This window comes from Paraliobacillus sp. X-1268 (assembly GCF_003426095.1).
Classification (GTDB): domain Bacteria; phylum Bacillota; class Bacilli; order Bacillales; family Amphibacillaceae; genus Paraliobacillus_A; species Paraliobacillus_A zengyii.
The window spans coordinates 258,420-282,775 of the sequence record NZ_QJSK01000003.1; the positions used below are offsets into that span (position 1 = coordinate 258,420).

The following is a 24,356-nucleotide window of genomic DNA, read 5'->3' on the forward strand; positions in this document are numbered from 1 at the left end:
CTCTTACAATGATTATAGTGTACGATTCTTTGGAAGAGAAGACCTTGACCGGATTGTGGGAAACGGTTTCATGAGTTGGGAATATATAATCCTCTCCCTTTAAATTTTCATTAAATTAAGCTAGGGTTTTTCAAAAGACAAAAAAAAGCAATTACATTAGCATGTAATTGCCCTAATCTTTAGTCAGTACTAGTTTGAAAATCACTTATTCTTTAGTGCTCTATTTTTATATTCAAAATAATTATAAGCAAGAACTTCAATAGCAATGTGAAAAGCGTTTGACGATGAAAACCAATTGTTGATAACTGTAGAATGATTATTGACATCGAGCGCAATACCAAAAGTCGCATTATTCATCAACCAATTATTATGTGATCCAGTAATTGCTAGGATATTTACGTCCTTAATTAAAGGAATACTTAGTGCTTCCTTTAACATTGCATTATTGCCTGAACCTGAAAATACGATAATCAAGTCCTGTTCTGTAATTCTCTCCGTCACTAGTTGATAAATATTTGTACTTAAATCCAAAGACAAAAATTGCATATTCTTCCCAATCCCTAAAAACAATCTTTGCATTTCTTGAGCCAAGCTTTGTTGCATGCGACCGGTACCAGTAATATAGATATTTGAACTTTTTTCAATTACTTCACAAATATCAGAAAGATCCATATTATTCAACTGACTTACTGTTTTCTCTATATTACTGATCACTAACTTCCCAAAGTACTCTTTTGAAATAGGGTTTTCCGATAATTGATCTTCCCACTTCATAAAGTTTTTCATCTCCGTATATCCTGAGAACCCTAACTTCTGAGCAAATCGTAGTACTGAAGATTTAGAACTTAAACTTTTTTTAGCAAGTTCGTTAATTCCTAAATCACAGATGTCTTTCTTATTATCTAATATAAATTTCGCTAAAACCTTTTCACCCTCACTAAAGGTTGTGAAGTTATCATTAATCAATTCTTCTATTTTCACTAGAATCACCTACTTTTTTGATATTTTATTTCTAGTTACTTATACCTCTAATATCTATCTTCACTTATAGTAACTAAACTCCAAATTCCTTTTTCATGTAAGTTAAATCTTATGCATTTACCGCACAACGAAATCCTAAATTACCTGTGGCACTATCCATTGTATTAGAGCTACGTGCTGCTACTCGATATCGATTACAATAAGACTGATGACAAAGATAGGAACCACCACGCATTACTTTGCTCTGAGCCATATTTGGTCCAATAGGATTCACAAGTTTCGACAAATCTGGTGTTCTAGTAAACCAATCCGCACACCATTCCCAGACATTACCTGAAACATTATATAATTCATATCCGTTAGCTGGAAAGGATTTTGCTGGTGCAGTGCTCACATAGCCATCATCTACTGTGTTCTCTCTCGGAAAATCCCCTTGCCATATATTACAATAGTGCTCACCATTTGGAGTGAGTTCATCTCCCCAAGGAAAAAGTTTCTGCTCGAGACCTCCTCTTGCAGCGTATTCCCATTCAGCTTCTGTTGGAAGACGTTTCCCGGCCCATTTGCAAAAAGCTACTGCATCATTCCAGCTAACTTGAATTACGGGATGATCCATCCGATCGTTAATGGATGTTCCTGGACCCTCTGGTTGATACCAGTAGGCTTCATCTACTGCATACCACCATGGCGTTTGCGGTAATTGTTTTGCCTTCCCCATTAAACTTGGTGGAATAAATTTATAAAAAACAAATGACCACCCAAAATTTTCCGACTCTGTTACGTAGCCTGTATCTTTAATAAAAGCACTAAATTCTTCATTGGTAACTGCGTAAGCATCTATGTAATATGCGTCCACTGTTACTTTTCTTATTGGTCCTTCTCCATCCGCTGGGAATCCTTCATTGTCCTCAGTTCCCATTAAAAATTCTCCACCTGGAATGTAGACCATTTTTTCTTTATATTTACTATGTTGACTTTGTTCTACTATACCAGACCTTTTTTCTTCCTTTATTTTGTCTTCAAAATCAGCTCTACTTCCAGCACAACAGGAGCATTCCATATCTCCTTTATCCATTACATCCACATCCTTTAGTAAATTCTAAAAATTGTTACCTTAATTTAAACATAATTCCTATAGTAGCAATATTTTTGTATTTTCAAACTTGATATTTCATTCAGTTATACTCTTTAAATTAAGTGATCATAACTTTTTATTATACCCTATAATAAAACGGCATTTTTTTTACCGAAAAATTACTGCTAAGATAAATCTAATGAGATATACCTCCTTATCTAAATTAGATTTTACAATCGGAGATGATTATTATTTTTATTCTTTATTTTGCAATTGGACTGATCGCCTCTACTTTAGGTGCCATCGCTGGCCTTGGAGGAGGCGTGATCATTAAACCCATATTAGACCTGTTTGGTCATTTTGATTTACCGACAATTGGCGTGTTATCCGCTACAACTGTGCTAGCAATGGCAACAGTTTCCTTAATAAACTTGAAGATCAAAAAGGTTAAAGTAGATAAAGCAACCAGCTCAATTATTGCAGGTGGATCAATAGTTGGAGGTATTGTCGGAAAAGCTATATTTAACGTCATAGCCATTTCGTTAAATATTCCAAAAACAACAGCTATTATTCAATCGACTTTACTAGCTGTTCTACTTTCTCTAATATATATTTATTTTAAAAGAAAGCATAATCTCAAATCATACTTGATAAAAGATAAAAAGATAATCTTTGGAGTCGGTTTCTCACTCGGATTCCTTTCTGCATTTCTTGGAATTGGTGGTGGACCTTTAAACGTAGCCATCTTATGTCTACTATTCTCCATGACATCTAAAAACGCTGGTGTGAATTCAATCTTTATAATATTTTTCTCTCAATTATCTGCTCTTTTATTAATAGTTTTCACTACCGGTTTTAACGATTATGAGTTGTTTATGCTTTTCTACATGATACCCGGTGGGATACTTGGTGGATTAATCGGTTCACATTTCGTTACTAAATTATCCAACTTACAGGTGGAGAAAATATTTAACATAGCCGTTCTGATTATCATTTTTATAAATATATATAATATTATTAAAGTCTCCTTTTTTGTTTAGAACTTTTAACACTATTACAAGCGGAGACTATTGATATGTTATTATCTTCATGAATTTCACTATTCTTTATCATGCCAGTGGTAACTTATTGCAATTAAATTAACTATCAACTGCTATCTATATAATAGGTTCTGAAATTACCTTTGTATAAACGATTCAAAATGTGACTGAGCACTTTTCTTAAATCTTCGTATTTTCTGAGCAACCCATAAATCTCTCATAAGACTAAAATCCTTTATCTTTACTTCTCTCAATGTATTATAGCTTAATTCTTTGCTAACAGTTATTCTCGGTAAAATACTTATACCCAAATCTGCTTCTACTGCACTTTTTATCGATTGCATACTTCCAAGCTCCATTGCATTTTCGATTTGTTCTAATTTGATATATTTACTTAATGCGTTCTCTACTAGCAATCTGGTACCGGAATCTTTCTCTCTCCATATCATTTTTTCTTCTAACAACTCTTCAACCTCAATCTCATCCTTAACTTTCCAGCGATGATTATGAGAAGTGACCAAAATTAGTTCATCCTCAGCAAATTTTTGGACTTTATATTTTGAACTAGTTACTTCACTCTCAACTAAAGCTATATCTATTTCGTTTTCTTCCAATTTCGATAACATGTAAGGTGTATTCCCAATTGATAAACTAAATTTAATGTCTTCATGGTGTTTTTTAAAGTTTCCCAATAAGCCTGGTAACAAATATTCCCCAATGGTTAGACTGGCACCTACGTTTAATATATTGTCATTTATACCGACCAGCTCTTGAATAGCGCTAAAAGAAGTATTGTCATTATCCATAATCTCCTTCGCATAAGGATAAAGTGTTTTACCAGCATCAGATAAAATCAACTTTCCTTCTAATCGGTGAAATAACAATGTGCCATACCTATTTTCTAATTGACGAATTTGTCTTGTGACCGCAGGTTGAGAAACAAACCCTAGTCGTGCAGCCTCACTAATACTTCCCTCATCCACAACCCGACAAAACATTCGTAGACTTTCTATGTTCATCTCTTAATGTCCTTTCTGGTAAATGAGTAATATGCTCATTATCCGCGTGGTATGTTATATGAACAAGGATACTTTTTCGAACTAGTAATACTTACATTCTTCACGTAAGTGTTCATCCATTTGTTGAAAAGCACATTTAACAACCTTTAGCTCTTAAAAACTAGTAACACTTCTTATCTTTTTTGCTAAAAAAGTCATTCTTTTTTCCGCATATTTATAAATCGTTTTATAGCTCTCACAAAAGTAATCTACATCTAAGTCTTTATTCTTTTGCATTCTATTTCTAGGACAACCGCCATGGCACATATTAAGGAACTCACACGATTTACATTTATCAGGAAGATTTGGTTTCATCTCTAAGAATTCATTCCATTTGGGATTGTCTATTATATCTTGTAAAGCATCCTTCTGAACGTTACCTAACTTATATTCTTCTTCAATAAAGAAATCACAAGGATAGGCATCACCATTTTGTTCTAAAACGAGCATTTTTGGACAGAATTCACTTTGTTGGCACAATTCAGCTTGATGGCCTAAATATACAGCAAGCATGTTATCGAAAAAACGTACAGATAAATAGGGTTCTCCATCATTATACCAAGCGTCAAAGAATTCACACAAAAAATCACCATATTGTTGAGCGGTGATTGCATACTTGCCTGCAGTTGAGACATCTTGGGACTGGAAACTCATACATGGTATAAACTGTACGTATTTATAATTCTCCTGCGTGTAAAACGCTACTAATTCCTTTGCCATTTTTACATTATCTTCATGTATAACAGTTAAGATATTGAAATCGACATTTTGTTCTCTTAAATGTTGAATCCCATTCATTATAAGATTAAAGCTACCATTTCCAGAATTAGTGACTCTTCTTCTATCATTAATTTCTTCAGGCCCATCCAAACTAACACCTACTAAAAAATTATGCTTTTTAAAAAAACGCGCCCAATTTTCATTTATAAGTATACCATTTGTCTGAATAGCATTAGCTACACGCATTCGCTTCTTCGCATGATTATTCTGAAGGCTAATTACTCTTTCAAAGAAACCTAATCCAGCTAATAATGGCTCTCCACCTTGCCATACAAATGTAGCGTATCCATGACTAAGTGATAGATACTCCTTGATAAATTTTTCGAGTGTTTCATCTTGAATTCGATCTAGCTTTCCTGGTTTACCATTACATCTACTGTAATAACAATAGTCACACGCTAAATTACATGCTTCTGATACTGTTTTCCACATAACACCTGCAATTTGTGGTCTCAACATAGTATGTTCCATCTCTACACCACGCTTTCTTTATTCATCAGTTTTTGTCATCTTAACTTATATAAAAAAGAAATAAAATAGAAATAAGAAGACAAAATAATTGTCTTTTTTCTCTCCCCTTTGCTTCTAAAAACGCACTCATTGAGATGTAACGATTATTTTTTCACTTGTCATTCTTCTAATATTATTATCGACTATAATGTAATTATAATTTAATTCCCAAGTTAATAAAAGAACTAAAACAGATAAAGGGAAACGGTTTCAATCTATGGGAACAAACCATTAGTAATATTACTACAAATGGGACAGGGGAATTGTCTGATATGAGTAACTACACAAAAAGGACTTCTCAAAAGTTCCATGAACTAAGGAGAAGTCTTTTCGTTATTATATCATTTAGAAAATGTTTATTTTACACTATTTCTTTTTATAGCATTCGTATACGTTAGTCAATGCTAATCGGAACACTGCTACCTTTTTTCGAGAAAAATATATTAATTACTGAGAGAACTGCTAAAATAGCAACTAGCCAAAGCACATTTTCCGCCAAGCTATTTACGATCGCATCGATAGGACTAGTAATACCAAAAGCACGATCTAATATCCAACCAATTGAAGCAATCATTGCAAATAAAGCTCCAATAATTCTAATAGGTGTAAATACTTTTGTCATGCTGAGTAACAAGAACCATGGCATAATTAGAATAATTACGATCAGTTGCATGAGTTCAATACCGATGTTGAAACCTAAGACACTCATAACTATTCGCATTGGTGTTACACCCAAGTCTGTCACTAGTGTAGCAAAGGCTAATCCATGTACCAACCCAAAAGCACCAGCTACAAAGATTTCACGACCAGCGAATAATGGACGAATTGCGTGGATTGCTGAAACTAAAATGGAAACAGCAATCAGTATTTCAATTGGTTGACTTGGAATAGATAACCCACCAGTTGCACCAATAATTAAAGTAATGGAATGACCAATTGTAAATGCAAGGGAGATTTTTAAGAGTTTTTTCATACTTGCTTTAAATCCAGCAGACTTCCCCCATCTCTTACCGTTAACCAATAATGATGCAGGTAATAAAAGTGCAAGTAGAAATAGTAAATGGTCTACACCTTCAGCAATATGAGCCATACCCGATTTTATAATACTAGAAAATCCCGTCCAAATACTTCCATTAGATTGGTCAATTTGTACTGTTGTATTATCGTTAATAATACTTGCAATAATTTCGGGATTACTTGAATAAACAGCATTATTCCAATCACTTCTTACAGCGACTGTTATAACATGTGTAACAAGTTCTCTTACTACTACGTCATAGTTAAGCGTAAAGGCATCAACAGTTGCACCTGTTGGAGGTGTAAGTGTTAGGTGAACTAATAAATCTATCGAATCTGTTGCCAAATCTGGATAAGCGATTGACATATCATTAAACGTTACAGACCACTGTTCTTCTTCAGCAGTTTCAGCACTGATATGACTTGTTATATAAGATACAAGCTCGTCATGGTATGTTGTGATGGCTTGTTCTGGATCATCATATAAATTTTCATCAAATGCAATTTCTAAGCGATCCAACGGGATAACTAACTCAGTTTCTACTTCATCTTCCAAAAAATCCAAATTCACAAGAGAAGAAGGCATGGAATGAGCAGAACTTGATGACGGTAATAGAAACAACACCGTCATCAATATACTCATTGTTATTAAAACAATTTTTTTCATCATTGTGTACTAAACTCCCCACCGTAGTCAGCTACTTTATCTCTCCAAATCGTGTGGAAGTGTAAAACATCTCCAAAGACGATACCTCCTTGCACGGAGAATTCAATCCAAACGCGTGGTCCATCAATCCGAATATAAGAACCTTCATCATCTACACTTGTAGAGCTAGACCAAGCAATATAGGTTTCTGACCATGCATCATCAGCGTAATAAGCATCTAGAAGTGCTTCTTTATCTTCTTCATTAACATCTGACACCCAAGCCTCAATTGCTTCCTTCACTAGTGCTTGTTGCTCTTCACTTAGAGAAGTTACTAGCACCCCTTCACTTTCTGTTGGGAAGTTGCCATCATTACCTGGTCCTACAAGTACATCGTCAAATATATCTGTGATTTCTGCTTCAGCTAGTTGATCATCACTGAGTGAATTTATCATAGAATAAATTGCCGTTTTATGTTCAGCCATTGGTTCAACGGTTTCTCCGTCAGCATTCTCAAATGTTTGCGGCTCTATTCCAATAAAGAAAGGCGTTGCCCCAGTTTCATCTGCATTAAAGGTAAAGTTATTTGCATAGTGATGACCACCTAACTGAAGAATCCAAGTAGAAGAATCAGAAACATCACCTAAAATGGAAACATAATATAAATCGGCATCATAACCCTCCGCTTGCTCTCCTAATGCTTCTTCTGCCTCAAGACTCATCATTAATTGTTCATATCCTTCTTCACCTAAAGCAATATAGAATAATTCTTTTGCAACTTCTAGGCTTTCCTCCGAAAGACTACCAAACAAAATTCCATTACGTTGGACCATATTTACTGGAAAATTGGACCACACTGCTGCATTTTCTGCAGTTAAATCATATTGAATAGACTCTAATTGTTCGTCAGATAATGTCTCTAAAAAGGCTTGTGCTAACTCTGTTGCCTTTTCATCTAGTGAAGCACTGTCATCTGAAACAGATACAGAAACTTCATCAGTTAATGTTGCAGCAACATCTGTTACTATACTATCTGTATCAACATTAGCTGAATCCATCCCTCCACCGAAGCCCCCACTTCGCATTCCACCTTCAGGCCTTTCACCTGATGTATTCTCTTGTTCTGTGCTTTCTTCTTGTGTGGTGCTCTCCTCTGTTGTTTGAGATTCCTCAGTATTACTACAAGCAGCCAACGTAGCTGTAAGAGTTGTTGCAAGAACAGCTCCTAGTAAAATATTCTTGTTCATTTTTATTCCCTCCATGTTAGTTTCTATGTGTTCTTATTGCTATTTAGAAAATCACCTTAATTTATCACTAATCAATTAGCATAATGAAGACTTCCTATTTTAAATAGAGGAATTAATAAAATTTCCTGACGTTATCTCTACAAAGCACATTATCAAACACGAACCTTAAAAAACTCTTAAAAAACCAAATAAACTAAAAAGTATATATATCAATAGCAGTTGAAATAATTTATTGAACATGCCATCCGTGAAATGAGCGAATATAAGCTTAGATTTTTTTGCTAAAAAAAGAGAAGGCGCTCTTTCATAAATGTTTGCTTGAATAGCAAATACATTTTAAAAGAGACCTTCTCTTGAAAAGTATTATTTTATTTAACTTATGATTTTATTGTACCTGCGTCAGCTGGATGTACGCCATGACGATAAAACTCAGCATTAATAGGCTCAAGCGGGTCACGTCCTAGGATTAAGTCTGCTGCCTTTTCTGCCAACATTAAGACGGGTGCGTGAATATTACCATTAGTTACGTAAGGCATGGCAGATGCATCGACCACTCGTACATTTTCGAGACCATGAACCTTCATCGTTAACGGATCTACAACAGCCATTGGATCTGATGCGGGTCCCATTTTTGCAGTGCAACTTGGATGAAGTGCAGTCTCGGCATCGTTTGCCACCCATTCCAAAATCTCCTCATCTGTACTAACAGCACTACCAGGTGCAATTTCTCCTGAATTGTATGGTGCCATAGCTGGCTGAGCCATAATTTCGCGTGAAATTCTAATCGCTTCGATCCATTCACGTCGGTCTTGTTCAGTAGAAAGATAGTTGTAAACCATGCTCGGATACTCTTTCGGGTCTTTCGAACGAATCTTTAATGACCCACGTGCGTCGGAGTACATAGGTCCGACATGTACCTGGAATCCGTGTTTCGTATCCGCCTTTTGCCCATCATACCTTACTGCTACCGGAAGGAAGTGGAACATAAGATTTGGATAATCGACGTCCTCGTTCGAACGAACAAAACCTCCACCTTCAAAATGGTTAGTTGCAGCTGGGCCTTTACGACCGAACAACCACTGCAAACCAATCCAAGGCATCCCCAATTTGTTTAAACTAGGCTGCTGCGAGACCGGTAATGGACAAGAGTATTGGATGTAGGCTTCAAGATGATCCTGAAGGTTTTCACCTACACCTGGAAGGTCAATCACAGGATCGATACCGACCGAGCGCAAGTGTTCCGCATCTCCTACACCTGATAGTTGAAGTAGCTGCGGTGTATTAATTGCGCCCCCAGATAGGATAACTTCTCCTGCAGTGACTTGATGTGTCTTACCGTTTCGTTGATATGTCACACCATTTGCTCGAGTGCCATTGAAATCAACACTTGTAACAAAAGCACGCGTCACCACAGTGAGATTCTCCCGCTTCATATTCGGATGTAAGTATGCACGTGAAGCTGACAAACGTCTGCCTTTATAGACATGCTTATCAAATGGTCCGAATCCTTCTTGACGAAAACCATTTACATCGGGTGTTCGTGTATAGCCAGCCTCAACAGCTGACTTAAAGAAGTTTTGGAATAAAGGATTAGTTGCTGGACCACGTTCCAATTTAAGTGGACCATCATGGCCACGAAACTCATCATCTTTTTCAGATGCTAATGCATTTTCCATGCGTTTAAAATACGGAAGACAGTGTGCAAAGTCCCATGTATCCATACCTGGGTCAGCTCCCCATCGTTCATAATCCAGTGGATTACCACGTTGGAAAATCATGCCGTTAATTGAGCTCGATCCTCCGAGCACTTTTCCACGGGCATGCTTAATACGTCGTCCATTCATATATGGTTCAGGGTCGGATTCATATTTCCAGTCGTACAAGCTTTTTCCTGCTGGGAACGGTAAAGCTGCTGGCATTTGGATTAATAGATCCCAAGAAAAATCCTTACGTCCTGCCTCTAAAACAAGGACACTCTTTTTTCCATCTGCACTTAAACGGTCACCTAGTACAGAACCTGCACTACCGCCGCCAACGATTACATAGTCGTATGTTTTATTCATTTTCCGAACCTCCTATATGTTGAAAATTAAATTTAGTTAAAGAAATCTGAAAAGCATTCATCAAAAACTCTCCTTCAGTTATTAGAACTAGTCATTAGTTTAATAGTTTTTTATATAATTTACTTTATTTAGCCTAATCAGTCGTTCAGGGTTTAAGATGAAATAAATGTTTTGTTATTATTTCTGATCCAGACTAATAATATCTACCCTACGGACATGAGCCAAATATGGATGATATCTCTTCACTTCTTAAGAACGGGCTATCCCAATTCTTGTAAATTGACATTCTTTTATTAATTTTGTTAAATATTTTTTTAACGTATTTAACTTTCTTAATTTAACACAGATTTTTTTTTTTGTAAACCTGTGGCTAGCTTCTTTTTCCTACTTTATTTAAATTAAATTAAGAAAAGTATAGAAACTATAGAATAAAAGCTCATATAAACTTTTTTAATGAAGATAAATTCCTTTCAAACAGTTATTCATTGGCCATAAGTAGTGAAAAATAAAAAAGGTCTTTCATTAAGTACCTAGTACTTAATGAAAGACCTTTTAATTCAATTCCCTTAAAAACATGAGCATATCAAATATATTGAGTCCCGCTTCATGCTTTTTCATAAATATATTTACCAAAATCAGCAAGTGAATATTTAATCCATACAATACTCTCTTAAATAGCTAACTTAATATGATTTCCAGACGGATCATGTGAAAGATTACCACTATTCTCTGGTGGTTTCGGAGCCCCTATCCCATTCCAAGTGTTTATCACAATATGATGATGGTACTTCCCTGTTGAAAAGAATATAAATACAGTCTAGGTAACGCTTAAACAAGTCATGGACCGTCTATATTTTACTAGGTATTTTTATTTATTGTACTCAAATATAAGTTTAATGAATCTTCTACTTCATCGGTCACTAACTTAATAAAATCATCATATTCATTTTTTGTATGTGCTTTATCTAATGCTTCATAATAAGCTATTCGATTTTCTACTTTAATAACAATTGGCGGATAACCATCTTTCATGAGTTCTAGATTTAATAACAAACGTGATGTCCGACCATTCCCATCAATAAATGGGTGAATCCCAACAAAAATAGCATGCAACATAGCTCCACGAGCAACTGCGTGCATTTTTTTTGTTTCTGCTTTTTCATACCATGTCATCAGCTGCTCCATCTCTTCTTTTATAAGGAAGGGAGCTGGTGGTATATGTTTAGCACCAGCAATAAAAACTTGCTGATCCCGATATACACCTGCATATTCATCATCAATTCCTTTTAATATAAGTCGATGTATATTCTTAGTTTGCCACTCCGATAAAGGTTCATCCTTTTCTACAATCTCTTCTACAAACTGAATGGCCTCCCGATGATTCAGAACTTCCAAGTGTTCACGTAGCGTTTTACCACCAACCGTAATTCCTTCTAGAACTACCTTCGTTTCATTGATAGTTAACGTGTTTCCTTCAATTGCATTAGTATTATATGTCCATTCAAGTAATAACTTTTCACGTAAGCTTTTCAATGTGTATTTAGGTAACGGTCGATTGGCATCTAAACGTTCCTTCTTTTGATTAATTTGTTCGAACATTTGCTTCACCTCTCTTACTGAAACATATACTTTAATGGAGAATTCCATCTTTTCTTTGAATATACTCCCTAAAGAAATTTTAATCAAATATTTAATAAAATACATATTTCTTATTTCAAACTACTAGAATAATTGAATTTGTTGGCTTTTCTCTTTGTTTTCACCATATAGACTATAACCAATATTTTTATATCCTTTCAACCGCTTTTCAAACATTCTCTGTAAAATAGCAACGTTCGAATCTACATAATCAAACACTTTAACTTCCTCTTTATTACTATGATCTCGGTGAAGCCGTCCTACATATTGTTGTAACGTTCCTTTCCAAGAGATTGGCATTGTTAAAAAGAGCGTATCTAATCTAGCATCATCAAATCCTTCTCCAATATATTTCCCTGTTGCAATTAACAATCTCTCATCGCTATCAGGTAATTTAATTAACTCTTCTAGCTTTTGTTGCCGCTCTTTCTTCTTCATAGCTCCTGATAAAATAATAATATTTTTAGCAAATCCCTTAAAAAGTTCGTATAACTCATTTATATGGTCTAAACGTTCTGTTAACACGATAGGAGACCTTTTTTCATTTAGGGCTTGTAGAACATCATTAAAAATCATATCGTTTCGCTCTTTATTAGTGGCTAACAAAGAATAGATAGCTTGTTTGTCTTTTAACAAGGGTTTGTTTAAACGATCGCATCTTGGCTTGCTGTTTACTATTCGTTCTATATCTTATTGGTCCACATTGCATAAATATTATTGGGTGCAGACCGTCTTTCCTAATTGGGGTTGCTGTTAAACCATAGACTCTTTTTGCTCGAACAGCCTTTAATACTCTTTCGAAGCTGACAGCAGAAATATGATGACATTCATCTATGATAATTTGTCCGTAATGGTATAACTCAGGTTTTACTATGTCCTTATGATTAAGCGATTGAATCGTAGATATATCTATATTATAGGTTGGATTATTCTTCCCGCCACCAATTTGACCAATCTCTTTTACTGGAATGTTTAAAAAAGTTGATAATCTCTCTTTCCATTGTTCAACTAATTGTGTTCGATGTACAATTATAAGTGTATTGGTTTTATTTCTACTAATTAATGCTGCAGCTACTACAGTTTTTCCGAAACCTGTATCTGCTGCTACTACTCCGTTGTCATAATTAGCCAAAGAAGTTACAGCATCCTCTTGTTGAATCGTCAGTTGACCATGAAATTTAGGAACAATCAACTTACCTTCGAATTGATCGTTGTGTATTTTAAGAAGTATATTATACTTAAAGAAAATTTCCTTCACTTTTTCTAATAGACCTCTTGGTAATAGGAGCATATTATCATTTATCTTTGTACAATCAATTATTCTAGGAATTTGATACGTGGAATAACGCATTGCTTGCGCTTTAAAAAACGCTGGATTACTAAATTCCCCAAGTTTTTGTAATTCATGTAGTATCTTACTAGGTAATAAATTCTTAGGTATTTGAATTCCATGATTTAATTCGATCGTAATTTCTTTTGGCAGTTCAATATTTTCAACTTCCTCTTTTACCATCATGGGACTGGATTCCTCTGAAAAGTTAGATACTATTTGTAAAATATCTTTTTCGGATATCCTTTTTATCGACGATAGATACTGCCATTGATCCACTATTTCCTCAAATGAATCATTTACAAACACGCTATTTCCTTTTATTTTTGCCTGCTTCTGTAATGGGAGAGCTATTAGGTTACCAAAACCACCTTTGGGTAATATATCTTGGTTCGGGAACATTCTATCAAACGAATCCATTCCAACTTCAAAACCTTTTTCACTCGTTTTCGACAATAGAATCATTCCAAATTTTCTAGCTAGCGAAGCACTTATTGCATCTACAAAAAAGAACCAAACGTGAGCACCCTGCCCTGAACGGGAACGTTCAATATAATATGGCAACTCTAAATCCCTGCATATCTCGACAAATGCATGTACATCATCTTGCCATTGTTTTTTATCAAAGTCCAAAGCCAGAAAATGACACGTATTATCTTCAAGTAATGGATATATTCCTATAGTTTTTACGCCACTTAAATGTTCATAAATAACTTGGGAAGTTAGAGTGTGAAATAATCGATTAGAACAATCCTGGCATTTGATTTTAGGTTTTTGACAAAGATCTTTATGCCACTCGTTTTCACATGCAGGTGAATAACCAGATTTACCCGTAGTACTCGATTCCCACCTTTTTGCAAATACATCAGACCTCCCTCGAAAAAGGTTCATAAATAGCGAGATTGCAGCCTTTTCTTTCGGATTGAAATCAGTCACTGTTTTCTTTATATTAAATGTTCGACTATAAGAGGTATTGCGACCTTGTGCTTTATAGAGATCCTTTTTTAATCGCATATTTTCCTTTTTTAGTCTATCAATCTCTTTTAAAGCAGACCTGAGCTGTTCTTGAATATCCATAAGCTACTCCCATCATTTATAATGTTAACTCTAGTTTAGCCAAGAATGAAGTTATTTAACAGTATAATGCTATAGGAACTTAGCTAAGGTGTCTCCATGAAAAAGAGCCCTCCACTAAACTATATGATTTATTGAGAGAGTTTTCAAGAAGCATTCAATATGCCACTTCATTCAATATGATTCAAAAAAGGGGTTAGGTTTATAACATTTGACAATGTAATTCTCATTCTAAATCCTAATTAAACTTTATTACAATATTTTATGTATTCCTATGTAAAGTATCTTCCTTTTTATACTTTCTAATATTCATATTTTTTGAATTTATCCCCTATGATATTCTTAATGGGACTTCTCCTCTTATTAAAATCAAAAGGGATATTCTACCCTTTGTACTTCAAAATGGATCTGATGATTATTAAATAACTCTTTTAAACATTCATTCATCAAGATCTCTTCACTTTCCCCTTCAACAATTACTAAAACTACTTTTTTTATAGTATTTTCCATTTGAAATCCCTGCTTTTCTAAATGACTTCTTTATATCAAAAGAATCAGTTTCTGCGTACAACGTCTCTTCTTGGTCTCCAAGTTGGTCAGCCCTTAGATAAATATCACGAGCATTATTTAATTTCTTTACGCCTTTTAATTGAATGTATCGCTCTTCTTCATTTAGAGTTGTAAACCATAAGTTACTTATTGGGAGTACTTCTAAAATTCTCAAATTATGTGATGTGAGAAATAGCTGCCCTTGACCACTCTCGTTTATAACTTCCAAAATCTCAACAAGTTAATTAGAAAACCAAATCATTTATGATTTGGTTTTCTAATCAGTTTGATATTTTCATATATTTATCTACCTAAACGATTACGCTGTTCTTTTTCTCATGAAGAGGAAGAACATGCCACTTAAGAAGAGTAAAAATCCTACTAATAAGTACTGATAGATCGTAGTGGCTGTTTCCGGTAGTTTTTGTTCGTCGTCCGTTACAGGCTGTTGTTCTATTTCTTCCTGTTCAAAAACGGTATAGGTGCTGAAGTGATCGGTTTGTGCTGTCACGTTTCCATCTTGCCACTCTCCACCGATTGCTTCCCATTCTTCGAGTTCTGGATTCCAATAGAAAAGTTGCACCTGATTTTCATCATTTACTTTGTTTCTATCAACAGAATAAGTCAGTGTCACTTTTTCGTCGAAGGTATTTAATTCTTTTTCGCCTTGTTTGATTTCAAAATCATAGACCACACTCAATGCTTCATCTATATCAGCTAAACGATCTAACAGAATTGATGCAGACTCAGATCCATTAGTGAAATTGGAGGCAGCTAGTTGCAAGCTGACATTTTTCAACTGAATGATGATCGTTATACTATTCTCCTTCAGCCATTTTATTTGGTCAGAAGTAAATGCTAGATTAACAGAATCATTATGATCAAGTAATTCTATCCTTAATTCACCATGATCAGCTAGCTGATCGAGCGAATCTGTTCCGATCGTTGCCTCTCCATTGGTAACGTCAGGCGTCAAGGTAACACTGGTTTGTTTATTTGGAGCTTCTGAGTCATCAGGAGCTTCTGGATCGACAGGGTCTTCTGAATCTTCAGGATCTGGTGAAACTGGATCAGAATTATCGATTGCTTTGACATGTGCAACGACACTATTATTGTTATAAGTGACAGTTACCTCGTAATCATCTGCAGTTATATTATCGAATTGACCAGACACATCACCAGCAGTCATTAAAGTAATATCCGCAGCCTTGTCCATTTCATAATTAGATAGATCTAAATTCAGATCCCCACCATCAAGGTACAACAGTCCATCTACATTTAGTTGAGTTTCGTCATTATCGATTGCAATATCTAGGCTTCCAGCTTCCATTGTTACGTTACCGTTTAAATTCAGAGGTTCATCTACATTAACTAAAACTGTACCATTTTCTAAATAAAGATCGCCTTCACCAAAAGCAGTCGTAGAAGTAGCTTCTAACGATCCACCTTGTAGCAACGTGCCTCCTGTATAACTATTATCTCCTGTCAATGTAAGGATTCCCGTCCCTTGTTTGGTAAGCATACCGCTACCAGTAATATCATTTCTCCACCAATCCTGGGCATTGAATCTTCCTTTTGAAGCATCCATATCAACAGTTACATTATTTAAAAACGCACCATAGCCATCAGCTGCAGTTACCAAATCAATTCTACCCCAACCATTTGACTCGTCTATAACAGGATAGCCTGATTCAATTTCTGTGGTATACAATACTTCTCTACGTTGTTCGTCTGTCAAATAAGGTTGACGCGTTTCTAATAAAACCTCTGCCCCTTTAGGTACTACAGGGTCTAAACCTATCGTTCCATTTTGAGGTAATCCATAAGTGAGTTTTTCACGATAGAAAGTTTTATTTGCATCATGATCTTCCCACTCTTGTTCATCGTACGCACTTTCAAACGTATATCCCTCTGTTACAGTATGTGCATATTCGTACAAACTCATTTCTTCTGATTCAGCTAATTCACCGAATACCTCTCCAGCATTTACATAAGCCTTATCCAATACTTCTTGGTTTTCTGTAAGGTTGAATGCGTAGGCAGTCATTGCAGTTGATTGTATTCTTGCTCCTATAACATCAAGTGGCGAGTGCATGCCCGTCACTATTCTATTTTCTCCCATTTGAGCTGCTCTTGTTAAAAATTCAGCATATCTTTCCGGTGTTGCGTATGCAAAACCAAATGTCGACAAATAAGCTGCACTTGTATGCCCACTTGGAAAAGCACCATCTTTACCTCTCCCGTCTTCCGCTTTTCTTCTTACATATTCTAATGCAGGGATTACTTCAACATTTGTTTCATACTGTTGGAAATGTTTTTCACCTGTTTCTATATTACCACCTGAAGGTAATTCAGCTACTACACTATCACCACTACCAATTGTTTCCCAAACAGGTAAGCCGTTCGCATCAACAACTTCTATCACTTCTCCATTTGAATTCATTCTGTATGGTCTTGGAGAAGAGAAAAAGTACTTCGATGGGTTTGACGAAGAAGGATTTCTAAATCTTATTAAAGCAACTAAATCCATCGCATCTGAAAGTTCAGACTCCTCCCAATCTCCCATTCCTTGGCTTTGATCTTCAACAGTCATTTCTTCTAATACTTGATTCATTTCCTCAGTAGTTCTTAAAACACTTGTTATTGGATTAACTATATCCACATAGTCATTAGCTAAAGGACCATAAGCATCCATCATACTATATATCTTATCTCGTTGATCATCATAATAGGCTGCTAACGCCTCTTCATCCGTTCTGTTTTGAGTAACATCTTCAACATATTTAATATTAGCTTCCCAAGTCTCTGCATCTTTGATTTCTTCATTAGCATATGTTTTTTTATCTGCTACTACTTTTGTAGCATCATTTTTATATCCATCAAAATAAACAGAAGGTCCGTCACCATAGTTTGCAACCTTATCAAATGCATTTGGTTCAGTTAACGCTGTTCCATCTCTCCAAGTTGGTTGATTAATTGACCATACTAGATCAAAACCGTCTAAAATATTAATAAAAGGATTAGTCGCAGCTATGTTCTTTAATGTAGAATCATTAGCATTTCCACCATTATCGACTACAGGTAAAGGTTGTCCAACTTCAGGAGGATTTGTATTTATTTCTCCAGTAGTCCCTTCTGGTTTTGAAGGTTTTGAGTGCTCCTGATCAGAATATTGACTAGCTGCTAGAACAGGAAGCTCAAAAGAAGCCATAGTTAGCATTGTAAGTAGTAGTATTATCGTTATTTTTTTGATGAATTTCATACCTTTTTTATTTCCCCTTTTCTATTGCGAATTTTCAACCCATAATTTTACTTTAATGGATATTTGTTAAATGAATGTAGGCAAACTGTAGAAGTTTCGTAAACTTTATGTAGAAGGAAAGAGACTTATCACGAAAATTAGCTGGTTCAGTATTAGTAGAGAAAATGCTATTGTCCTGCCCAGGTAAGAGTGAAACAGCAGAACCATATGCCTGTACTGTATTGCACAAGTATTGCAGATCATAGACATTCTCTTTTTTTATCAAAAAACCACCCTTACCAGACAAGCTTTTGGATGTGGTAATTTTTCTGCTATAAGGTAAGTCGCCCTATTATAGGGCAGTGCATTAACTGTCTGATGTTCTCGCACCAAGCGACGTTTCATACTGTATGACTTTCTGTTTTGCACTCTGTTTCTGGTTCATTAACTCCACACATATTTAGACACTCGCACGTTAGTCTGATGGCAGAAGCAGGGATTGATATTGCGAAGATCATGGAGAAGGTTGGTCATGAGGACATTAAAACAACGAAACACGTTACAAATAAAATAAAAAAAGACGCTTCCGCCAAAGTGAGAACTTTGTACGAAAACGTCTTATTAGACTTAATTTTAAAATAAGAGTGACATAAATGTGATGTTTTCACTATAAAAGGAGATTTAAAAGGCTATAAACCTTATTATATCAACGTTTTAGAGTGGAATATTACATCATGCCGCCCATAAGTTGAGAGTGTGTAATATCATTAACGATAGGTGCGAGAAGCGCGGTATACCAAGTTTTTTCTGCTTTCTGTCTGTAACACCTTTAACGGGAATTTACCGTTTTGCACTAGATTGCGTTAGCAAAATGTTAGCATTTTTTACACAGGAGATAACTACATTCTATAAAAGTATTTGTAGATTAATTACAAGTTTAATTGTTAAGAATTAAACTATCCCATTTTTCAGACAAGTAATTAATTATACCCTCATCATCACCTGTTTCTTTTAAGCGCAATAGATTTTTTATATCATCATCGACTAAGTAGATAATATGACCCTGCCGCTTATACAATGCAGCCCTGCATCTTTGCATTAATTTTTCCTCGTTTTCTACATTACGGCATACAAGAATCCCAAACTTACCTGAAGTATCACTTAGTCTACCTATTAGTTGGTCAACTTCTGGGTTAACCGGATCTGAAGAGTAATTTTTACATTCTATAAATATCTTTGGGCAATAAACATCAAAACGGTCTCTTATATGGGCAAAAAAACCTTCCTTATCAAAATTATCAAATACGATATCTATTCTTTTCATACCCTGATCAATCTTGACTTCCTTTTTCCCTCCTTTTAAATTATCATTGAATATCTGGCTCAAACAATCGAATATTAAATCGTGGTATTCGTTTGCCATTGATGGACCAACTTCCGTTTTCTCTAATTTACTAATAAGTACCGAGGCACTCAAATGTTGATGTAAGTTTTCTTGAGGCTCACTAGTTTTTCTAATAGAATACATTAAATCATGAAATCTTCTTGAATCTATTATTAAGTGATTTTCTCTGTAAAAGTCAAATAACATCATTACGTGGTTGGCATCAGGAGAGATACCTTGGTTGACGGTAAATTCAGTTAAATATGATAAAAGATCCACTTTTTCTTTATTATATTCAATGGCAACCTCTTTAATCATATCAATGATTGCATCCCAAATTTGTTCATCTAACTGAATAGAAAAATTTGAAAGGCGCATTACATCTGGTGGGTATAATAAATACTCAAGTGCATAGTCCCTTATAAAATCAGCCTTAATATTGACTAAGTTAGAAATTAATACTTCCCCATTTCCGAATGCCTCATCAAGTGGAGTTCCTGTAATCTCACTTATATCAATATCCATAAAAATATTACACTCGTCAACTTCTTCAACCGAATAATTAAAACCATTTTCATCAATTGTAGAATAAGCTGAAGTGTATTTTATTAAGCCATTACTAAACCAAAAAATCCTAGTTCCCTTAGCACGATATATATAGTTAAATCGCCCAAAAGCCGAACCATAAATATCATCCTTTAATATCAATCCTTGATTTTGAAATAACTTAATATTTGCCATCTTATTCTTATGTTCTTTATGTTGCTTCACCCGAGAGGTTAGACCTTCGAGCAATTTATCTTTAGGTTCTACGACATTTTCATTATGTGAGGGTACATATATATTCTCAGCCACTTCTCCAAATACATCGTGGTTTAATAAAACATCATGAATCATTTTCAAATCTTCTAGTCTTATTGATAAATTACCTTTCCAACAGTCTTCTAATATTCTAGTTATTACTCCATCTGTTAAGGGATCTGATTTAAGGTAGTATTGACTCAAATCTGCTAACCTCTCTTCTAGTCACAATTTTTGTAATGAATTACTCTTTTTCATAAATGAAAATCAGGAAAAACAAATCCAATAATAAACTTTTACAAGAAATAAGGAATTATAAATTTATATTGTTTGAGTATCTATTCTTTAGGTAGATATGTTTTTACTCTTACTGCAATTCTATTCCATACCAAGCATCCTTCTTGATATGATTCGTGAGTGTTAATCTCATATTCTCCTTTAAATTGATACAACATTAAACCTCTAGCATCTTTCTCACGTACAAAGACAATTCATTTTATGTATATCGCTATCGATATGGTAGTTTATATGTTCTCTAACTAACTTTAGTTGTATCGGCAGGGCGCTCATATATTATAGTTTCATCAGAAGATATAATATTAACCCAAGCATCATTGGGAAATATTTTGGTAAATCAAATGGTAACATCATCCCTGTAAGGATGATACGTCCCAGCTCTTTCGAAACCTTTATAGCTATGTCCAAAAATATACCCTTGTTTCTTCTTTTATGATCACTACTTAATGATACACATGCCTTTTCCTTACATATATCCTTCCTTCTCCCACACCATTTTTATCCTTTTGTATATAAACTAACTCGTTCAAAGCGGGTCCTTATTTAGTACCATTTCTTAATTTTTCTGTAACTATGTACTGATCATAAATTATATCCATTTTACTCAATTAACCCAATCCCATCATTTTATATTATGCAAACTTTTAATGATGAACTAACTGTTACTAACTGTTGTGAATTATCTACTCATAATCCTTAGCTGATAATTAGATAAAGCCATAGATCCTTAAATGAGTGTGCATTTGAAAAAAGGTAAACCTGTGGGGGTTCCCACTTTATTTAATTATTTGCATACAGATAACAGCTCTATAAAAAGCCTTTTTTGTGGGAAATACCATTATCTCAAAGACAGTTCTAATCTTTGACTCAACCTTTCAGGAGATGGATTGTCGGCTATATTATTAGGGTATCTAATTTTGTAATAGTGTAATTTTATGTTTTCATTTTGAAGAAATATCTCACCATTAGACCTTACGCAAATATCCCCGTCTTCATATAATTTATCATGAATTTTACAAAGACAAATCCCATTGTTCACTGTATCATCTGCACATAAATGTGCTGGATATATATGAGCAGCAACTAAAATTGAGTCATCGTTTATTTTGCACATTGCACATTGATGACCATATACCTTAAGTACTTTAGTTCTAAAACTACTTTCTCTTAATATTTTTCTTCCAACCTTTTCTACATATTCCCTTCCTTCGGAATATTATCTTCTTGCATTAATTAATTCTTCAGTTTCAAGTTCTACAGTACCATCATCATGATAAGTTGCTTTTGGTAATATATTATACCTATTCTTTGTAAATCTAAAAAGCCCGATGTGCTTTTTTCATCAAAGATTATCTGCACTCTGATTTCTCCTCTATTATGTTCATCAAATGAGTGCAAAATTGGATAGACCTTGTCATCTCGTAACTTTTCTAAAAATCCCTCTTTCAGTTGACGATTTCTCTCCTCTCTGATAGCTGCATTATTTGTCTCTATTAATATTTTTTTTGTAAGGGAGGAGATTTTTCGTAAGTGTGGCTTTTCCCGGTCAAACACTTCGAAGGGTCTCTTTTTTATTGTATTGTGAACTTGATAATTCCCTTTTCTTTCAAGCCATGCCAGACACTGCTCATTCCATGTTTCCATTTGATGAAACACGTGATTCTTCGCAACGTTATTTTTAATAAACTTTACTACATTTTTAATTTTTCCTTTAGATTTTGGATCTGCTGCTTTACATAGATAAATCGAAAATCCTCTCTGCTGTTTATAAGCTTGAAACGCTTCGGTATATATAATATCGCCACCATTTTCACTGACAGTCATCAACTTATCTTGATCGTATACAATCTCATCTGTCCTGCCTCCGTAATATGAAAAGGCATTTTCATGACATCGTAAAACATCACGCGTATTAAAAGGTCGATCCTGCCACTCAGCATATTTATATCATGAGTGAGAAAGGACAAAGGCAATCACATATACTTTTATCCATTTATCTTCAAACGTTTTAATCTTGATTTCTCCAAAATCTACTTGCATTTGTTTTCCCTTTGGCAACTCTTCAACTGCTTCATAACTCCGGAATGTAACTGTTTTAGGTATATGGTATTTTTCCCGAAATTCTCTGACATAAGTCCGAACAGTGCTTTCACCAACTTCAGTAAAGAAACAACGCTCCTCTAACCAATCTGAAATTTGTGAAGCTGATAAATCTTGATGTTCCTTTAGCCAGCTTAAGAATTGATCCTGAAAAGGATCTAGTTTTCGTTTTCTTATCTTCAGATTCTCCATCCACTTATATGCTTCTTCAAAATCCTTTTCTAGATATTCATAGACTGTTGTTCTCGATAAATTACATTTACGAGCGATGCTGCAACTTTAAATCCTTGCCTTTTCAATTGATGAACTTCAACAATCACTTCTAATTTCAAAACCTTCCTGATCCCCCAAATCTCAGTTATTTTTATACTTTCTAATAATAACTGATTGGAGGTAATTTGAGCAGAAAGTGTTCAGTTTTATCTAGCAATAACTGTCCATTTTAGTTTAGCAGTTACACCAATTCGATAAGCAATAATTTCATTGTTGTACAGATCCATAATGGTTGATAGATACATCGTTGATTCTCCAAAATTCAAGTAGGTTATATATGTAACCCACTTTCGATTTGGTTTATCTACTTTAAAATTCTGTTCCAGTAAATTTGGAACGATACATTTACTTTCACCGGCAATTTTTATTTTCCGTTTAGGTTTGACGCGACATTGGATCTTATATTTTTGCATGATCTTTTGCACAGTTAATCTATTAAGCGAAATCTGATGATCTTCTTTTAATAACTTTTTAACCATTCTGTGCCCTACTCTGTATTTTAGGGATTTACAACTATCGATTATTTGTTTTTCTAGTTCTGTCGGCTTCCATGACTTTTGAATCCAACGATAGTAAGTGGACCTAGGAACTTCGATACAATCGAATCGATATCGTATAAACTCCTTAGCGACTCTACTAACTCTATTACTACTTCTGGTGCCAACTCCTTTCGATTTCCTGATACTTTTTTAAGATGTCATTTTTAATTTCTAGATGCTTCACTTTCCGTTTTAATTGTTCTATCTCGCTTAGTTCCCCAGGGCCTTTCCCAAAGGAATATTGTTTACCAATGGATTTTGACAGTCGATGTTCTGCTCCTTGTCTGTACCATCTCATCCACGTCTTAATTTGAGTCTTATTACGTATCACAAGCTTAACCATAATCTGTTTATTTGTGTACTTCTTGGATAACTTCATTTCAATTACTTCTTGTTTAACTTCTTCTGTATAGAATTTTTTCTTTTTCTCCATGAGAAAAACACCTCCAATAGTCGTTTATTATATATACGACTCACGGGGTGCTTTTTCCTCTGTCACATTTAATTAGGTCTCTTCACCTTTTTAGGGTTCTCTTTTTAAATTTTAAACTGGCGTATTTTGATCAGAGTTTTGCATACTCCGAAATAATATGAAAACATTAGCACATTAGTTCAGATTTCTCGCTGAACAAATTTGAAAACGGAATGCCAAAGTAATGTGCCTGTTTACATTAATATAGAAGATCATATAATTTGTATTTTGATGCAAATTT

The 24,356-nt window shown here is 34.7% G+C and carries 21 protein-coding genes; 2 read left to right on the plus strand and 19 right to left on the minus strand.

The window, feature by feature from the left end; translation table 11 throughout:
- Window positions 1-201 precede the first annotated feature (201 nt).
- Together D2K62_RS07370 and D2K62_RS07375 are read right to left on the minus strand one after the other, a co-directional pair.
- Complete coding sequence (locus D2K62_RS07370) at window positions 202-981, minus strand: MurR/RpiR family transcriptional regulator (RefSeq protein WP_198671278.1); 780 nt, start codon at window positions 979-981, stop codon at window positions 202-204.
- A 109-nt stretch (window positions 982-1,090) separates the two neighbouring features.
- A complete protein-coding gene (locus D2K62_RS07375) occupies window positions 1,091-2,056 on the minus strand; it encodes a formylglycine-generating enzyme family protein (protein ID WP_112179772.1) in 966 nt (321 codons plus the stop codon).
- 242 nt (window positions 2,057-2,298) lie between these two features.
- Here D2K62_RS07375 and D2K62_RS07380 point away from each other — a divergent pair, with 242 nt between their 5' ends.
- Window positions 2,299-3,096, plus strand: a complete 798-nt coding sequence (locus D2K62_RS07380) for a TSUP family transporter (RefSeq protein ID WP_232824319.1) — start codon at window positions 2,299-2,301, stop codon at window positions 3,094-3,096.
- A 137-nt stretch (window positions 3,097-3,233) separates the two neighbouring features.
- Here the strand turns inward: D2K62_RS07380 and D2K62_RS07385 are convergent, their stop codons facing one another.
- The 10 genes from D2K62_RS07385 to D2K62_RS07430 form a co-directional block, all read right to left on the minus strand.
- Window positions 3,234-4,115 carry a LysR family transcriptional regulator gene (locus D2K62_RS07385; protein WP_112179771.1) on the minus strand — a complete coding sequence of 294 codons (882 nt, stop codon included), beginning with the start codon at window positions 4,113-4,115 and terminating at the stop codon, window positions 3,234-3,236.
- Window positions 4,116-4,268: 153 nt separating this feature from the next.
- Window positions 4,269-5,405 (minus strand): anaerobic sulfatase maturase, encoded by a 1,137-nt coding sequence (locus D2K62_RS07390; protein WP_112179770.1) that lies wholly within the window; start codon window positions 5,403-5,405, stop codon window positions 4,269-4,271.
- 433 nt (window positions 5,406-5,838) lie between these two features.
- Window positions 5,839-7,131 carry a HupE/UreJ family protein gene (locus tag D2K62_RS07395; RefSeq protein ID WP_112179769.1) on the minus strand — a complete coding sequence of 431 codons (1,293 nt, stop codon included), beginning with the start codon at window positions 7,129-7,131 and terminating at the stop codon, window positions 5,839-5,841.
- Window positions 7,128-8,354 (minus strand): DUF3500 domain-containing protein, encoded by a 1,227-nt coding sequence (locus tag D2K62_RS07400; RefSeq protein WP_157967407.1) that lies wholly within the window; start codon window positions 8,352-8,354, stop codon window positions 7,128-7,130. The genes D2K62_RS07395 and D2K62_RS07400 overlap by 4 nt, the downstream gene beginning before the upstream one ends.
- Before the next feature lie 377 nt (window positions 8,355-8,731).
- On the minus strand, window positions 8,732-10,417 hold the full coding sequence (gene betA / locus D2K62_RS07405; RefSeq protein WP_112179767.1) for a choline dehydrogenase: 1,686 nt from the start codon (window positions 10,415-10,417) through the stop codon (window positions 8,732-8,734).
- Between the two features lie 858 nt (window positions 10,418-11,275).
- Window positions 11,276-12,016, minus strand: coding sequence for a Fic family protein (locus D2K62_RS07415; RefSeq protein WP_112179766.1), 741 nt, complete (start codon window positions 12,014-12,016; stop codon window positions 11,276-11,278).
- 123 nt (window positions 12,017-12,139) lie between these two features.
- Entirely contained in the window at window positions 12,140-12,631 is a 492-nt protein-coding gene (locus tag D2K62_RS19080; RefSeq protein WP_232824320.1) for a DEAD/DEAH box helicase, read from the minus strand.
- Between the two features lie 16 nt (window positions 12,632-12,647).
- Window positions 12,648-14,462, minus strand: a complete 1,815-nt coding sequence (locus D2K62_RS07420) for a TOTE conflict system archaeo-eukaryotic primase domain-containing protein (RefSeq protein ID WP_232827977.1) — start codon at window positions 14,460-14,462, stop codon at window positions 12,648-12,650.
- A 366-nt stretch (window positions 14,463-14,828) separates the two neighbouring features.
- Window positions 14,829-14,969 carry a hypothetical protein gene (locus D2K62_RS18910; protein WP_198671279.1) on the minus strand — a complete coding sequence of 47 codons (141 nt, stop codon included), beginning with the start codon at window positions 14,967-14,969 and terminating at the stop codon, window positions 14,829-14,831.
- 358 nt (window positions 14,970-15,327) lie between these two features.
- A complete protein-coding gene (locus D2K62_RS07430; RefSeq protein WP_117161160.1) occupies window positions 15,328-18,270 on the minus strand; it encodes a phosphatase PAP2 family protein in 2,943 nt (980 codons plus the stop codon).
- Between the two features lie 402 nt (window positions 18,271-18,672).
- Between D2K62_RS07430 and D2K62_RS07435 the strand changes: the two genes are divergently transcribed.
- Window positions 18,673-18,891, plus strand: a complete 219-nt coding sequence (locus tag D2K62_RS07435; RefSeq protein ID WP_255421358.1) for a tyrosine-type recombinase/integrase — start codon at window positions 18,673-18,675, stop codon at window positions 18,889-18,891.
- A 295-nt stretch (window positions 18,892-19,186) separates the two neighbouring features.
- Here the strand turns inward: D2K62_RS07435 and D2K62_RS07440 are convergent, their stop codons facing one another.
- From D2K62_RS07440 to D2K62_RS07460, 7 genes are all read right to left on the minus strand, one after another.
- Window positions 19,187-20,638, minus strand: a complete 1,452-nt coding sequence (locus tag D2K62_RS07440) for a hypothetical protein (RefSeq protein ID WP_117161161.1) — start codon at window positions 20,636-20,638, stop codon at window positions 19,187-19,189.
- 134 nt (window positions 20,639-20,772) lie between these two features.
- Complete coding sequence (locus D2K62_RS19430) at window positions 20,773-20,925, minus strand: hypothetical protein (RefSeq protein WP_369974642.1); 153 nt, start codon at window positions 20,923-20,925, stop codon at window positions 20,773-20,775.
- A 644-nt stretch (window positions 20,926-21,569) separates the two neighbouring features.
- Window positions 21,570-21,845: an HNH endonuclease gene (locus tag D2K62_RS19435; RefSeq protein WP_198671280.1), complete on the minus strand. Its 276-nt coding sequence runs from the start codon at window positions 21,843-21,845 to the stop codon at window positions 21,570-21,572.
- Window positions 21,846-21,985: 140 nt separating this feature from the next.
- On the minus strand, window positions 21,986-22,555 hold the full coding sequence (locus D2K62_RS18920) for a transposase (RefSeq protein WP_198671281.1): 570 nt from the start codon (window positions 22,553-22,555) through the stop codon (window positions 21,986-21,988).
- A 123-nt stretch (window positions 22,556-22,678) separates the two neighbouring features.
- Entirely contained in the window at window positions 22,679-23,023 is a 345-nt protein-coding gene (locus D2K62_RS07450; protein ID WP_117161162.1) for a transposase, read from the minus strand.
- Window positions 23,024-23,250: 227 nt separating this feature from the next.
- Complete coding sequence (locus D2K62_RS19085) at window positions 23,251-23,787, minus strand: IS3 family transposase (RefSeq protein ID WP_117161163.1); 537 nt, start codon at window positions 23,785-23,787, stop codon at window positions 23,251-23,253.
- Window positions 23,753-24,076, minus strand: a complete 324-nt coding sequence (locus D2K62_RS07460; RefSeq protein ID WP_117161164.1) for a transposase — start codon at window positions 24,074-24,076, stop codon at window positions 23,753-23,755. The genes D2K62_RS19085 and D2K62_RS07460 overlap by 35 nt, the downstream gene beginning before the upstream one ends.
- Between the last annotated feature and the right edge of the window lie 280 nt (window positions 24,077-24,356).